The organism is Shigella sp. FC1967, from assembly GCF_001743005.1.
Classification (GTDB): Bacteria; Pseudomonadota; Gammaproteobacteria; order Enterobacterales; family Enterobacteriaceae; genus Proteus.
In genome coordinates this window covers 1-15,961 of record NZ_MIIZ01000931.1, presented here as the reverse complement: position 1 = coordinate 15,961, position 15,961 = coordinate 1, and the positions used below count along the sequence as shown (strand labels likewise).

At 38.5% G+C, this 15,961-nt stretch carries 8 protein-coding genes and 2 pseudogenes; 5 read left to right on the top strand and 5 right to left on the bottom strand.

The genetic code is table 11. The features are described 5' to 3' along the window. The first annotated feature begins 830 nt into the window (after positions 1 to 830). The 5 genes and pseudogenes from BHE89_RS16115 (at position 831) to BHE89_RS16095 (ending at position 11,069) form a co-directional block, all read left to right on the top strand. Positions 831 to 4,052, top strand: a pseudogene (locus BHE89_RS16115) (DUF4132 domain-containing protein). Between the two features lie 25 nt (positions 4,053 to 4,077). Next, complete coding sequence (locus BHE89_RS16110) at positions 4,078 to 5,187, top strand: ATP-binding protein (RefSeq protein WP_069370087.1); 1,110 nt, start codon at positions 4,078 to 4,080, stop codon at positions 5,185 to 5,187. Positions 5,188 to 5,286: 99 nt separating this feature from the next. Next, entirely contained in the window at positions 5,287 to 7,869 is a 2,583-nt protein-coding gene (locus BHE89_RS16105; RefSeq protein ID WP_069370086.1) for a DUF5682 family protein, read from the top strand. Continuing rightward, entirely contained in the window at positions 7,856 to 9,010 is a 1,155-nt protein-coding gene (locus tag BHE89_RS16100; RefSeq protein ID WP_069370085.1) for a VWA domain-containing protein, read from the top strand. The genes BHE89_RS16105 and BHE89_RS16100 overlap by 14 nt, the downstream gene beginning before the upstream one ends. A gap of 103 nt (positions 9,011 to 9,113) precedes the next feature. Next, complete coding sequence (locus BHE89_RS16095; protein WP_286146225.1) at positions 9,114 to 11,069, top strand: SWIM zinc finger family protein; 1,956 nt, start codon at positions 9,114 to 9,116, stop codon at positions 11,067 to 11,069. A gap of 71 nt (positions 11,070 to 11,140) precedes the next feature. Here BHE89_RS16095 and BHE89_RS16090 read toward each other — a convergent pair whose 3' ends face one another. From BHE89_RS16090 to seqA, 5 genes and pseudogenes are all read right to left on the bottom strand, one after another. Next, complete coding sequence (locus tag BHE89_RS16090; protein ID WP_069370083.1) at positions 11,141 to 11,884, bottom strand: type 2 GTP cyclohydrolase I; 744 nt, start codon at positions 11,882 to 11,884, stop codon at positions 11,141 to 11,143. 223 nt (positions 11,885 to 12,107) lie between these two features. Continuing rightward, complete coding sequence (locus tag BHE89_RS16085; protein WP_069370082.1) at positions 12,108 to 12,314, bottom strand: YbfA family protein; 207 nt, start codon at positions 12,312 to 12,314, stop codon at positions 12,108 to 12,110. A 531-nt stretch (positions 12,315 to 12,845) separates the two neighbouring features. Continuing rightward, positions 12,846 to 13,296, bottom strand: a pseudogene (locus BHE89_RS16080) (YehS family protein). A gap of 185 nt (positions 13,297 to 13,481) precedes the next feature. Further along, positions 13,482 to 15,122: a phosphoglucomutase (alpha-D-glucose-1,6-bisphosphate-dependent) gene (pgm, locus tag BHE89_RS16075; protein WP_069370080.1), complete on the bottom strand. Its 1,641-nt coding sequence runs from the start codon at positions 15,120 to 15,122 to the stop codon at positions 13,482 to 13,484. A 74-nt stretch (positions 15,123 to 15,196) separates the two neighbouring features. After that, positions 15,197 to 15,748 (bottom strand): replication initiation negative regulator SeqA, encoded by a 552-nt coding sequence (seqA, locus tag BHE89_RS16070; RefSeq protein WP_069370079.1) that lies wholly within the window; start codon positions 15,746 to 15,748, stop codon positions 15,197 to 15,199. Positions 15,749 to 15,961 lie beyond the last annotated feature (213 nt).

Here is a 15,961-nt window from a genome sequence, read left to right as displayed (position 1 = left end):
TTGCTGTATTTTTTAATCCAATTTAGCTAAGTGTTAACGCTTATTTTGCTTAACAGACAATTCTTAAACTTTTTAAATGCCACAAAAAATGCCTTTATTATCACATTCTCATTTTTAGCACTTTTCCCTAATATTCCCTTTTATATAAAGACAAACTGAATATTAATATAGGTAAGTTATTTTTTTTTAGCGTTTACCTCTATATATTTAACAAATAGTACATATGCTTTTTATTTTTGATAGTGAGAATCAAATTGTTCGTTTCGCTATTTCATGGTAAAAAAAAACTGTTTATCCATACATAGCTTAAGGAACTGGCGTGATAAAAAAAAATCTTAGATATTCTCCCTCTTTTTGGGAAAAAAGACGTTGATATTACTGAAAAATATCTTCAAGAATCTCTTATCCTGCTCGCTGTATTTGATGAAAGTTTACCTAAACGTGCATTAGAGTATGTGCTTACAGGTACAAATCCTGAAATTCTATTTGAATTAAATAAACTGGATGCAGCAAAAGCCGCCGTTTATTTTCATCGCGCAGGGACATTAGAGTGGTGGTATGCCAGTAATATTGACACAGGAAAGTACAGTAAAGTTATCACCCAAGGCCTTAATGCTCGTCATAAGCTCTACTCAAAAGTTGGTGAAAGCTTCTCCTTAGAACAAGTGGCTCGTTATGCAAAGGTCATTGCTGCTGCATGTCAGGACATCAATATCAAAGTGACAACAACGCAAGTGCCAACTTGGGTTCTTTATCTCTTAGTTGATGCGTTTTATACCACTTACGATAATGCACGTAATCTTAATTTAGAACATCGTAAACATTGGAGTATGGAGTTTATTGCCAATATGGTCGAAGCAGAGGCCAATATTGCAGGTGAAAATGCTTTATTCGCGGTGTTTGATCGAAAAGATATTTCTGAATACTATGCCTCTAATCTTAAGCGTATTTATGAATTAAGTGATTTAAAAAACTATCTAATTTCACATCAAGAATTTATTAGAACAGAATTAATTGAACATTTGTCTGCAAATGGCTTAGTTGAGTTAATTAATTATCTCAATAAAAACACCGTATTACGTGACACTTTTGCTGATATTATTGTGTTACTTGCCACCAGCAGCTTAAAAAGCGTTAAAAAAGCCGCTGAGCCAATTTTAATCACCTTACCACCTGAAATTGTTAAAGAAAATCTTACCCATGTTTTAATGAATGGTACGCCTAAACAACGTACTCAAGCAGCAGATTTATTTGCACGCCAAGGTGAAAACCGTGATGTACTTGAAGAAGCGTTAAAACATGAAACCTCAAAAGCGGTAATCAAAAGTATTGAAAGCGCCCTACTACGCTTTAATGTTGCAGATGATGCCAATACCGTAGAGGCAATTGAGACACCTGATTTTGCTCCATTAGAAGATACGCCATTACCGGATAGCGTTCGCGATATAATGGTCAATAACTTCAATGAAATGTTAGTTAAAGCAAAGGAAAATGCTGAACGTGAAATTGAAGAAAATAAAACATCTAAACATTCTTATAATTGGGCACAACGCCATTATAAAGATTTATCTAAGATTGATGAGAAACAGTGTCGTGCATTAGTGGATAAATTGAATAGTGGACAAGGCACTATTCAATCAAATGAAATTCAAATCATTAAACACAAAAATCGTATTCCTAATTTACCTGAATACACGCTGTTCCATGCAGTACGTGTGATAAACAATAATCGCCAACATGCGGATCACTTTTCCTCTCACTATTTTAATGGTGATATTCCTGAGCGTTTATTTAGTGATATTGAATTGCGTCATCTCGAAGATGTGCTACAACGTTGTAACTTTAAAAATGCAACCCGCCTGACAGCCGCATTATGTTTAGAATCTTATCAAGATGGTTTACGCCGTTTTCGTAAACCAGAACAAGTTTGGCCTTTCTTCTCTCAACATACCGATTATATTGCAGAAGCGCTAAACTTAATGCCAAATCAAAGTGAACACCGCTATCGCCAATTCGAAACATCACAAGGTATTGAAGTATTAAGCCGTTTTCCAACCATTCCTGCACAATTCGTACCCCGAATTATGGAATTAGCATTAGGTGAAAATAAAACACACCGCGTTTCTGCACAAAAATTATTAGAAACCTTGCCTAATATTCACTTAAGTGCGCAAGAAGGTTTAGCTTCAAGTAAACAAGAAATTCGTGTTACCACTATTGAGTGGCTGGCTCGTTTAAAAAATCCCGAATCATTACCAGCACTGAATGCCTTATTGAAGAAAGAAAAACGCGAAATCGTCCGCGCCTCTTTATTAACCGCGTTAGAGCAACTTGGTGAAGATATCTCAAGCTATTTATCACCAAAAACCTTACTAGCTGAAGCTGAAAAAGGGCTTAAAGCCAAAGCCCCTGCAAGCCTTGCTTGGTTTAACTTTGAGGCTATTCCTGCTTTAACGTGGGAAAACAAAAAAGCCGTTGATCCCGCCATTATTCGTTGGTGGATTATTCTGGCAGTAAAACTCAAAATGCCAGGAGGAAACGCATTATTACAACGTTATATCGGCCTACTTTCTACCGATAGCCAACATAAACTTTCTAGTTTTATTCTGCATACTTTCGTGGCTCAAGATATTAAAGGTCCATCACTTGAAGAAGCGATGGTAGAAGCACAACGCGAAGCCCCAGGACGTTTAAGTAATTATCAAAACTGGGCGAAGCGCTATCCTGAGTACTACGCTAAATATGAAAACTACACGTTAGAACAAGTGGTTGAAGAGATTAAAAACGAGGTATTACGTCGTTATTTAGGCTCTGCAATCAGTGATAAAGGCATGTTAGCGCTTATCTGTGGTATCGAAGGTCATGTTGCGGTATCTGTATTACGTAACTATATGCGTGATCACTATCAGCGCCGTGCGCAAATTGAAGCGATGATTGACGCCGTAGCATCAAGCAATGATCCGATTATTATTCAGCTTCTTCTTTCATTATCACGCCGTTATCGCACCGCATCGGTTCAAGAAAAAGCCCGTAATTTAGTCACACAAATTGCTGAACGTAATGGCTGGAGTTCAGATGAATTAGCCGATAGAACCATTCCAACCGCGGGCTTTGATGATACGGGGACATTAGTGCTGGAATATGGTGAACGTATCTTTACTGCGAAGATGGATGCAAAACAGAAACTGGTCTTGTTTAATCCTGAAGGTAAAGAGGTTAAAGCCTTACCTGCTGCACGTAAAAATGACGATGCAGAACTTATCAAAGAAGCGAAGAAACTCTTCACTTCAAGTAAAAAAGAACTTAAGCAAGTTATTGAGCTACAAAGTGTACGCTTATATGAAGCAATGTGTGCTCAACGTCAGTGGTTAAGCGCAGATTGGCAAGAATATATCTTAGCTCACCCAATCATGCATAAATTGATTGAACAACTGGTTTGGCAAGAAGTAAAAGATGGCGAGGTTATTAATACATTCCGCCCTTCTGATGACGGTGCATTGCTTGATCTAGAAGATGATGAAGTGACTTTACAAAATGATTCGTTGATCCAACTTGCTCACGCAGCATTGGTTAATGAAGATGAACGTAAGGCATGGATCGCTCATTTTAAAGATTACAAAGTGAAATTCTTGTTCTCTCAAATGGAGCATAAGATCCCAGAATTAGATCTGAAACAAACTGAAGTGGAAGATAGAAAAGGCTGGATCACAGATACCTTCACTTTACGCGGCATCCTCACCAAAATGGGTTATCAACGAGGCCCTGCTGAAGATGGTGGCTCGTTCTCACACTATTACAAATTCTTCTCTAGTTTAAACTACTACGTGAATATCGGTTTCAGTGGGAGCTATGTGCCAGAAGAAAACATTCCAGCAGTCTTATTTGATTTGAGCTTTGAGAAAAATCAGCAAGATTACTGGGATCGTAATAATGTTGAGCTAAAAGGATGTCCCCCCCCATTCTATTAGCAGAAAGTTATGCTGATTATTTAAAAAGTCGCTGACGCTTGTGCAGGATTTGATCCTGAATGGGAAAAGAAAACACCTTGGTAAAAGATAGGGATAATTAGGAAAAAATATGGCTAAAAAAGCACCCGCAGATCAACAAGCAATTAGGGAAAGCGCTGAAGTTCGATTTGCTCAAGAGTTAGCACGTTTAACCAAAGCTGATACTAATAACCCGAAACCACAAGGATGGCTTCGCTCTCCTCGTGCTGTACGCCAATTTATTTTAGGTGATGATGCATTAGGTATCACACCTAAGTTTTTTGGCGATGATGCATTAGTAGATCGCGCAATTGTCACATTATTGGGTAAACAAGGTTTAATGCTAGTGGGTGAACCCGGCACCGCAAAATCGATGCTTTCCGAGCTTTTTGCTGCCGCTATCAGTGGTGATTCAGGATTAACGATCCAAGGCACGGCTGGCACAACAGAAGATCATATTAAGTATTCTTGGAACTATGCTTTGCTATTAGCAGAAGGCCCAACAGAGCGCGCTTTAGTGGGCTCGCCGCTTTATCAAGGTATGTTACAAGGTAAAATTGTTCGCTTTGAAGAGATAACCCGTTGTCCTCCTGAAATTCAGGACGTACTGGTTTCTTTGATGTCAGAAAAACAGTTAATGATCCCCGAAATGGGTGATGGTGCGCGTATTAGTGCAAAACCTGGATTTAACCTTATCGGTACAGCAAACTTACGCGATCGTGGTGTCCACGAGATGTCTGCCGCATTAAAGCGTCGTTTTAATTTCGAAACGGTGAAACCTATTCGCGATCCGGCATTCGAAATTAGCTTGATCCAATCACAGCTAGAAAATGAACTAGGCGCTTTAGCCAATGAAATTACTGTACCCACGAATGTTGTAGAATTACTGGTCACGACATTCCAAGAGTTACGTTCAGGTAATACGAAAGAGGGTGGCAATATCAAAACACCTGATGCAGTGATGTCAACGGCAGAAGCGGTGAATATTGCTTATGCTTGTGCCTTAGAAGCGCATTATTTAGGCGATGGTGTGATGAATGCTGGCGCAATTGCCCGTCAATTAATTGGTGTTGTATTAAAAGACAATGCCGATGATATCAAACGTATTCGTTATTACATGGACAATGTCGCTAGAGAAAGAGCGAGAAACAGTAAAGAGTGGAAAGCTTTTTTTGATGCATCAAAAGCGTTTTGGCAATAAAACGCTAAGACTCTTGGTTACACATTAAATTACGTTATTTATCTATTAAAGGCAGAGTTAATTCACTCTGCCTTTTCACCCAGAAAAGGGATCGACACGGTGACGCTACCTTCAATACCTTTACCAGAAAGAATTGACCACGCACGACTGAAATGGACGTCGTTACAGCAACAACATCTCTATTTTGCCCCTGTACGTCACCATAGCCCAGCTTGTGCTTATGCAGTTTTATCATTAATTGATTCTGTAAAACCTGATTATATTTTAATTGAAGGTCCAGATACTTTTAATTCGCTTATTCCTAGTCTAACAGATAAAAATACCCTACCTCCCGTTGCGATTATGGGGCAAGCAGAATATTTGAATAATGATGGAAACCAAGAAGAGCGTGAAAAATCACTCCATTCTGCCTATTTTCCATTTTGTGAATATTCCCTTGAATGGCAAGCGTTGCGGGGGGGATTACGCATCAATGCAAAAACACGTTTTATCGATTTACCTTGGGCGGCACAAGTTAATAACGAAGAGTATAGCGACTCACAAAGTCGTAGCTTACAAAAAGAACGTTATTTAGCACATAGCCAGTTTATCGCGCAATTAGCCAAAAAGTGTCGCTGTCGTGATCATGATGATGTTTGGGAACATCTTTTTGAATTACGCAATATTGAAGCCTTGATAGATTGGCAAACCTTTTTCAATGACACCTTTATTTGGTGCGCACTTGCTCGTCTTGATTACGAACCCGAAGTGCTTGAGTCTGAGGGCTCTTCACAGCGTGAAGCGCATATGCTCACTCATATTCAAACCATCAAACAGCAAGAGCCTGATGCCAAAATTTTGATCGTAACGGGAGGATTCCATACCCTTGCATTAATTGAAGGTCTAGCTAATTCACAATCTCAATCTTTCGCCATTTCTAAGACAGAACAAAAGCAATTCACTAAAATGCAAAAAATGGGCGAAAATGAACAAGCGTGGCTTATTCGCTACAGTTTTGACAGATTAGATGCACTTAATGGTTATGCTTCCGGCATGCCTTCTCCCGCATTTTATCAACAAGTTTGGCAAAGTTTAATGCAACAACATCATGATAAATTAGAGCATAATGATGCAGCAAAACAGCCAACTCAAGTTTATCGTAATAAAATGGGGATCGCTTTTCTAAGCTCCGTGGCTCAGGCAATCAGAGAAAAACAATTTGATAATCCACCTAGCTATTTAGCGGTAAAACTTGCCGCTGAACAGAGTTTACGCCTCGCGTTGCTAAGAGATCACGCGGGTACAGGTCGCTATGATTTGCTCGATGGTTTACAAAGTGCCTTTATTAAGGGCAGTTTAGATGATAGCCAAAGTGAATTATGGACTGAAATTAAAACCTGCTTTTCAGGTTATCTCTTAGGACAAATTCCATTAGGCACGGCAACCCCGCCTTTAGTCAATGAAACCTATGAACGAGCTAAAGCTTTTCGTTTCAAACTTGATGATACTTTAGCAAAAACAACTAAGTGTGATGTCTACCGTAACCCACAACATCGCTTAAGGAGTCGCTTTTTACATTTATTGGCTTTCTTAGAGATCCATTTTGCCCACCGTATCAATGGCCCAGATTTCCTTTCTGGTCACCAATTAGATCTGTTATTTGAAGAATGGCAATACGCTTGGACACCCAATGTGGAAGGCGAACTCATTTCATTATCAGAAAAAGGCGCTCAACTTGAAACCATCGCCCTAAATAAACTGTTATCAATGGAAAAACAGCTTGAAGAACAAGGGCAAAGTCGTTCAAGCCAGAGTGCAGTCACGTTATTAATCCAAGCAGCATTAATCGGACTTCACCAGCGTATACCATCACTGTTTAAACTGTTAGATAGCTATATTCAGCAAGATTTTCGTCTTGAGTCACTCACTCAATGTGGACATAAACTGATCCATTTATGGCGAGGTCGTCAATATCTTGATATTACTGATGAACTTTCACTGGAAAATCGCCTACATCAAGTTATTCCACAAGCTTTCTTTTGTTTAGAACAATTGACTCAAGGTGATGAACAACAACAAGAAAGCAATTTACAAGCACTGCTCTCTTTGCGTGAATTAATTGAATTTATGCCATCACTGAATAATCAGCATGATTATAAAAGTGATTTTTATCATCAACTTAATCGCCTTGATGGTCAATTAGATACAGTGCCTTTATTAAAAGGTGCCGTAGATGCATTACGTTATCTAGGTTCATATATTGATGAAAATACGCTAGTTACCGCGCTAAATACGGCTTTTAGTACAGGGAGTTCTCCTGAACACGCCATTGGTTATTTCGTTGGTATAATGCGAACCGCGCCAGAGCTAATTATTCGCCTACCGTTATTAGTCGATCACTTAAATACCTTATTACTGCAATGGGATGAAGAACGATTTATTCAGATCTTACCTGATCTGCGTTTTGCTTTTAGCCAACTTAATCCCAAACAAAATGCAGAGCTTGCACAATATATTGCCAACGATATTGGTTTAGATACGCAAGCATTATCTTTGTGGCAGTCAGAATTTAGTGCTAAACAGATGCTTGAAGCCACTAAACTCCATCAAAAATTACAACAGCGAATAATGGAACAAGGCATGATTTCTTGGTTTGATGCTAAGAAAAAAGAGAAAGGAGATACAACTCATGAGTCAGAATAATGACAATATGCCTGAAGATAAAATAAAACAAGCAAAACGCTGGCGCCTGATTTTAGGTCAATATGCTGATGATGCGCTTGGGCAAGCGACGTTTAATGCCGATGACTTAAAAGTTGAACGTACACTCGACTTTCTCTATCGCCGAGAATATCAGCGCCGAGGTCTTCGCCAAGAACGAGGACGTCATGGCTCACTCGATGCGTCGCAACTTACTGCGGTAAACTGGTTAAATCAAGCTCGTAAACTATTCCCTAATAGTACATTTGAGCGTATGCAATCCCAAGCAATTGAACGTTATCAAATCAGTAGTTTTCTTAAAGATCCCAATACGTTAAAAGCGATGGAACCCACAAAAGCATTAGCTAAAACATTATTAAGCTTACGTGGACGTATGAGTGAAGAAACGCGAGATGCGGTTAAAACCATTATTCGTAAAGTGGTTGATGATATTTTGCGTCAAATTCGCAATAACTTTCGCCAATCATTAACAGGTCGCCGTAACCGTTTTAGGCGCTCTTTGGTGCCTAATAGTCGCAACTTTGATTGGCGCGCAACTATTGCTGCAAATTTAAAGCATTATGATACCCAAAATCGTCGCTTAGTGATTGAAACACCTTATTTTAACTCACGGATGCAACAGCATTTTCCGTGGGATGTTATTCTCTGCGTTGACCAAAGTGCATCAATGTCGAGTTCTATTATGTATGCTGCTGTTTGTGCCAGTATTTTAGCTTCATTGCCTGCCGTTAATGTCTCTTTAGTGGTTTTTGATACTCAAGTTGTCGATTTATCACATTTAGCTGACGATCCCGTTGAAGTTTTAATGACGGTACAATTGGGAGGCGGTACTGATATTGCTAGTGCAATGCAATACTGTGAAAGTTTGGTCAAAAATCCTAAACGCACCGTTATTTCACTTATCAGTGACTTTGAAGAAGGTGGCTCATTAAACCGCCTACTAGATTGCACACAACGCCTTAATAGCCAACAAGTTAAATTATTAGGGCTTGCGGCACTTGATGATGAAGCTCAACCTGCTTATGACTCTGCGATTGCACAAAAACTTGCAGATAGAGGCATGCAAGTTGCTGCGTTAACTCCAGAACATTTCGCACAATGGTTGGCAGAGGTAATGCAATGAGTTGGCAAACTGTTTACTTTCATTACGATGAAGATGCGCTCACTGTATTTGCTAATGCAGGATTATTAAGGCGCGCAAAAAAAAGATATTGATAACAAAAAAAGTGTCTCTCACTAATGCTAATACAGGCCAATTTAATAGTGACGGACAAAATGTTGTTTTACACGAAGCGGGGATCCAACAAGCCAGTTGTGACTGTTCTGCATCGGGTTGTTGTAAACATATTTTAGCTGCCGTTTTGTGGCTTCAAGCCAATAATAATGCGGATAATTCAAATAGTGAAATATCATCCGAAGCCCTTACTGAACCTGTTGGATCACCTCCTCTGTTACCCACGCTATTGGCTCTTGATCCAGAAATATTAATCAAAAAAGCAGGAAAACCTGCCTGTCGTGTGGCGATTAAATTAGTTGAACAATGGGAAACGACAACATTAAATTTAGAAGACACAGGGACACAGTTAAAAATTCAACTCCCTGATGTTGATGAGCCTGTTATTTTCTTACAAGGTAGCGGTTACGATGGTATGTTATCGCCTTTTTCTGACTCACAGAAAAAGGCATTTCACCTTGCTATTGTGGCGAAAATATTTGAACAACATGCTCAACCATGGGGTTGGCCTGAAGATTTAATCATTGTGCAATCGTCAAAGCGTCCTCTCAATGAAGATGAGTTAGCGTTAATTATGACCGTTGAACAATTTATTTATGATTTATTGCGTCAAGGGCTATCACATATTAGCGTAAGCAGTGCGACACAATTGCACTTATTGAATATGTCGGCTCGAGCAGAAGGTTTACCACGTTTAGCATCTTATTTGCGGACATTAAGCACCCAAGTAAAACTATTGGCAGAAAGACATTTTACGATGGATGAGAGCAATGTCTTACGCTTGTTAGCTCATATTTCAGCCTATCTATTCCAATTATCCAATGCAACGCCAGAACAGTTAAACGTGTTACGAGGACAGCTTCGTCGTCAATATGACAGTAAAAAAACCAGTCTCTCACTGATCCCTGTTGGTGCAAACTGGTGGACGGCACAAAGTGGTGCATTAGGAGCAACCTTTACCTTTTGGGATAAAGAAGAAAAACAACTCTTACAAGCGACACAAGCACGTCCGAATCAACTTGATACTCTGTTTAACCGTTATAGTGTTTGGAATAGTTTATCGTTATGGAAACAAACATCCGATAAGTTAATGCGCCGCCCTTTTTTATTACAAGAACCTCGTATTTCTGATGAAGGAAAACTGGCGACTATTGGCGACAGTTTTGCACAAAGCCAAACTGATTTTCTTGATATTACGGATTATCACAATCTACAAACAGAATTAGGGATCAACAATTGGCAAGAGTTACCAGACTATTTTGCTAATCAACCTGAAGGATTTCTTTCTCCTCTCGTCTTACATATCAAAAGCTATAAGCCATTAATTTGGTATGAAATAGAGCAGTGTGTTATTTGGGATGTTTCAGATAATCATGATAATTCAGCCTTCTTACGTCTTTATTGGGACGGGGCAATGCAAAATAATCTGGAAGAATTACGATATCTCACTAAGCGTGAATTAGAGATAGTTGCAATCACAGTGCAGCCTGTTCGACGTGATTTAAATATCGATTTATTGCCAACAACCATTTGGCTTAAAACGACAAAAGGTATTGAGCTGTTTTATCTCGATTTTGATCAATTTCCACGCAAGAAAAAACAATCCGAATTTATTAACCGCATTCAAGAATATATGGCTAAACGTAAGCAACAAACGGCAATGCATCACAGCGAACCGACTTTAGCACAAAAATTTTGCCGCCCTATTTTGTCCGTATTGGAAGCCCAAGCATGTACGGGAAGAGAATTACTTTCTGAAATGCAAAAAGAGCAGTTAGAAATAAGCAAGCATACGGCTGACGATTTAGGAATGACATTCATTGCCAACCAATTAACGCGTTATCTAGCGTTAACGACACGTGATCCCCAGGCTTTATTACAGTTAATTTGGTTATGCGATAATCTGCAACAATTACAAAGCCCATTACCCATTCAGCTTAATGAGTAATAAGTCGTAATAAGCAAAAAAGTATCTCTCTTTAATAAGAGAGATAGCTTATAAGATAAAAATAAATAGGCTTATGCTGGATTATCAATATCAATAAACGTCACATCGAAGTGATGTGTTTGAGCCAGCCACTCACCTAATGCTTTAATACCATAACGCTCTGTCGCATGGTGTCCTGCCGCAAAAAAATGAACACCCATTTCTCTTGCGATATGAATAGTCTGTTCTGATACTTCACCTGTCACAAAAGCATCCACTCCCTGCTCTGCGGCATCTTGAATAAAGCCCTGTCCCCCCCCCGTACACCAAGCGATATTACGAATAGTTTCAGGTGCATTATCACCACAATGCAATACATTGCGTTGTAACGCTTTTTCTAAACGTTCTTTTAATTCAAGAGGCGTTAAAGGCAAATCAAACACACCTTTAGGCACTAACGGTAAGATTTCACCTTCAACTTTAACGCCCATTTTTAACGCTAATTGCGCATTGTTACCTAAAATAGGATGGGCATCTAAAGGTAAGTGATAACCAAACAGATTGATATCATTACAAAGCAGTGTTTTTAAGCGATTACGCTTCATTGAACGGATAACTACTGGCTCATTTTTCCAAAAATAACCATGGTGAACTAATACCGCATCGGCATTTAAACGTACCGCTTCATCAAGTAATGCCTGACTTGCCGTTACACCGGTGACTATTTTTTGAATATGAGGTCGTCCTTCAACTTGAAGCCCATTAGGTGCATAATCTTGAAAGTTCTCAATACTTAACTTCTCATTAATCACTAATTCCAGATCAGTATTTTTCATTTTATTTATTTCCCTGTTATCACGAATGCCACTATTTATATAACAATAAGATAAATAGCAATAGGTTAATCGCCTTCGTTTAAATGGCTCATTACTGTTTATTGTAACGTAAAAACTAAAAATTATTTGAAGATAAGGGGAAACAAGAAGGTAGTGCTCGAAAAGAGGGGAAAGGGAAGGTAAAAATAACGCCTACTTTTGTAGGCGTTATCTTAATATTCTGTTATTTGTGACTATTTAGTGCCATTTCTGATTTTGCCAACCAAACGGGTTTATCGCTTGTTTTAGACCATACGCGATGTAAATAGCTATAAAACTGAGCGCGTTTAGGATGAAAAATCATAACAGGAAAGGCCACAATACCTAGCGCTACCGCACCAGTACGACGGGCTAAAACATGTTTTTTAGTGTATTCGTTATAAGCTGGCATAGTGTTCTCCTGCATAAAATGATTGATGTTGAAATATTACCTCATTTGATGAAATTTTACTACTGATCAGACCACTTATTTTGTGCGAAAAATCACCTTTATTTGGCTTGATATGTAATTAAATTTCATAATGGAAACAAAAAAGAAACATTTTAAACATAATCATTAACAAAATAAGATCAGTGTTTTTACTTAATAAAAGTTGCAGTAAATAATTTTGAGAATAAATTATCAAAAAAGAAAAAAATCAAATAAGAGAAGAGAGGTAGGATATTCAAGAATGCGGATTTTAGCGAAAAACGCCGTAAACCCTCGCCCAGTGCGGGCGGGGAGCAGTCACCAGTGAGTAATGAGATATTTATTCAGGGAAATCAAGAGGATCAACATCCATTGAATGAGAAATAAGGCGAGCAATCAGTCAGGTATTATTTTTTGATAGATAACACCATAAAAAAACACCCCAAAATCGAAAACCAATTTTGGGGTATCATTCAATAAATAGAGAATTTTATATCTTAAAATTCCCTAAACTTATTTCTTCACCGTTTTGCCTTTACCACGTAGGGTTTCGGTTAACCCTTTAAGAAAATATCTTACTAGCTGATCACCGCAGTTACGGTAGTTTTTATGTCCTGGCTTACGAAATATCGCACTAAGCTCTGGTTTAGAGACACGGAAGTCTGCAAGCTCATAAATTTTTAAAATATCCACATCTTTTAATTCGAAAGCGACACGCAGTTTTTTTTAAGATAATATTATTGGTTATACGCTTTTCAACTTCAGGTGCTGGAAAATTCTCATCTTTTCCGCGACGATAAAAAAATTAAACCATTTAAAAAAATGTCCCATCGCATTATCGTCACATTCTACAAACTCGGGTTCATCATCTTTTTTCAGCCAACGATTAACTAACTCTTTTGTGACTGTGAAATCTGCTAGTTTCATGATTTCAACAAACATGTGCATCACTAAGATCCAGCATGTAACGTACACTTCGTAAAAACAAAATTATTTTGCATTGTATTGATTATCCACTCTATTTTTTAATTCTAAATCAACCTCAATGATGGATATCAATGCTGTGATCTAAAAAATATTCAATAATTAAAAAAATACACTCTACCTTTAGGCAGAGTGTATTCTATATAAATAGTTTATTGCACTAACTTATTTGTTAGCAAAAACATTATTTACTATTTCGATGGCTTCTTTTTCAATTAATTCACGATGCTCAGGACCACGGAAGCTTTCACAATAAATCTTATAGGCTTCTTCAGTACCCGAAGGACGAGCCGCAAACCAACCGTAATCCGTCATCACTTTTAAGCCACCAATAGAGGCACCATTACCCGATGCATGCGTTAAACGCGCAGTAATAGGATCACCTGCTAATGTGCTCGCAGTTACCATTTCAGGTGATAAACGTGACAACAGCGATTTTTGTTCATGTGTTGCAGATGCTTGAATACGATTATAGCTTGGTGAGCCAAAACGTTGCGCTAATTCGTTGTAATGTTCTTGCGGATCTTTACCTGTTACTGCTTTCATTTCAGCCGCCAGCAGACATAAAATGATACCGTCTTTGTCAGTTGACCATGGTTTACCATTAAAACGTAAGAAAGATGCACCAGCACTCTCTTCACCACCAAAGCCAAACTCACCACTAAATAAGCCTTGAACGAACCATTTAAAACCCACAGGTACTTCAACTAGCTCACGACCTAAATCTGCCACAACACGGTCAATCATTGCACTTGAAACCAGTGTTTTACCCACTTTTACATCTTTAGCCCATTGTGGGCGATGACGGAAAAGATAATTAATTGCCGCGGCTAAATAGTGGTTAGGATTCATTAAACCAGAAGGAGTCACAATACCATGGCGATCGTAATCTGGATCGTTCGCAAAGGCTAAATCAAATTTATCACGTAGTTGTAATAAACCTTCCATTGCCCATGGGGACGAACAGTCCATCCGGATAACACCATCATGATCAAGCGTCATAAAACGGAATGTTTGATCCACTTGATCATTAACTAATTCAAGCTCAAGATCATAATACTCACCAATACGTTTCCAGTATTCAATACCAGAACCACCTAATGGATCAACACCCAATTTTAAGCCTGCTTTCTTAATTGCTTCCATATCAACAACGTCACCTAACGCTTTGACATAAGGCATAATTAAGTCTTGAGCTTGAATATAACCACTTGCTAATGCTTCATCATAAGAAAGGCGCTTGATCCCTGCTAAATTGTTCTCAAGCAGTTCATTAGCACGTTTTTCAATAACAGAAGTTAAATCTGTATCAGCAGGCCCACCATTTGATGGATTATATTTAATACCGCCATCTTCAGGTGGATTATGAGATGGTGTGATCACGATACCATCAGCAATATCTTGATGTGCTTCGTTGTATGTCAAAATAGAAAAAGAGACTGCGGGTGTTGGTGTATAGCCATTATTTTCTTGAATAATCACTTTAACTTTATTGGCAGCAAGCACTTCTAAAACAGAAATAAATGCAGGCTCTGATAGTCCATGGGTATCTTTACCCACATAACATGGTCCTGTTACTCCATTTTTAGCACGTACTTCAGCAATAGCCTGTGCAATTGCCAAAATATGCGTTTCATTAAAGCTATGGCGATTCGCACTTCCACGATGACCAGATGTACCAAATTTCACACGATGAGCGTTATTGTTAGCTTGTGGTTTAAGTGAATAATATTGAGACGTTAATTGCGCCACATTAATAAGATCACTTTGGCGAGTATGCTGCCCTGCTCTTGGATGAATTGCCACAAATCTTCTCCTATTTGACATCACAATCACGCTTTAAACAAAAGCCTTTGCAATGCATCAATTAACAATAGTGGTTAGATAGTTCCACACACCTTATCAATCTCATTTGCAGGGAATTGCATATCCTGCATGATGCTTTGTACCATCGTTCTTTTACGCTCTGTATTTGAGTTAGTGATAACCCAAAACGGCGTGCCTGAAATATGGCGCGGTTTTGTATGACGTCCACTATCGAGTAATGTTTGTTCATCACCAGCAAAATAGATACGTGTTCGTCCATGTACTGTTTCAGCAGATTGAGTAAATGTAGCGCTATCTAGGCTATATAATGTAGACAGGATCTGTAAAAAGCGATCAACTGATTTTGTTTTTTCTGCGTAACTGTCAGATAACAGCAGTTCTCGCATTTCACGGATCGGATTTTTTGCTGGTGTAATAGGTGTAGGTTCAGCTTCCTGTTTAATAACAGGTGCTTGTACTGACTCAGTGACAACGACTGGTTGTACGGGCTGTTTGGCATCGAGCTTCAGTAGACGCCTTAAAATATCTGAAGCGCTTTCACCGATATGTCTAGTTTCGCTAGCAATATAGCGGTAAAGTTCGTCATCAATTTCTATCTTTTTCATTGCTACCCAGTACTGTTTTCAAAAAAAAAGTAATCAGGATTATAAGATATAATCTTTAAAAACAAAATAGGTAAAATTTCAATAACTTAAAGAGGATCTCTTCATGATCCTACTGTTTTAAAGGCTAAGCTCGGTATTTATCCTATTGTTTATCTTGGTATCATCTTCTATTCTTTGAACTTATTCGCAAAAAATCATGTTTTAAACTTCACC

Excerpts from the sequence above, each read along its gene's own strand:
- BHE89_RS16110 (WP_069370087.1), top strand. The coding sequence starts at position 4,078 with ATGGCTAAAAAAGCACCCGCAGATCAACAAGCAATTAGGGAAAGCGCT.
- BHE89_RS16100 (WP_069370085.1), top strand. The coding sequence starts at position 7,856 with ATGAGTCAGAATAATGACAATATGCCTGAAGATAAAATAAAACAAGCA.
- BHE89_RS16090 (WP_069370083.1), bottom strand. The coding sequence starts at position 11,884 with ATGAAAAATACTGATCTGGAATTAGTGATTAATGAGAAGTTAAGTATT.
- BHE89_RS16085 (WP_069370082.1), bottom strand. The coding sequence starts at position 12,314 with ATGCCAGCTTATAACGAATACACTAAAAAACATGTTTTAGCCCGTCGT.
- seqA (WP_069370079.1), bottom strand. The coding sequence starts at position 15,748 with ATGAAAAAGATAGAAATTGATGACGAACTTTACCGCTATATTGCTAGC.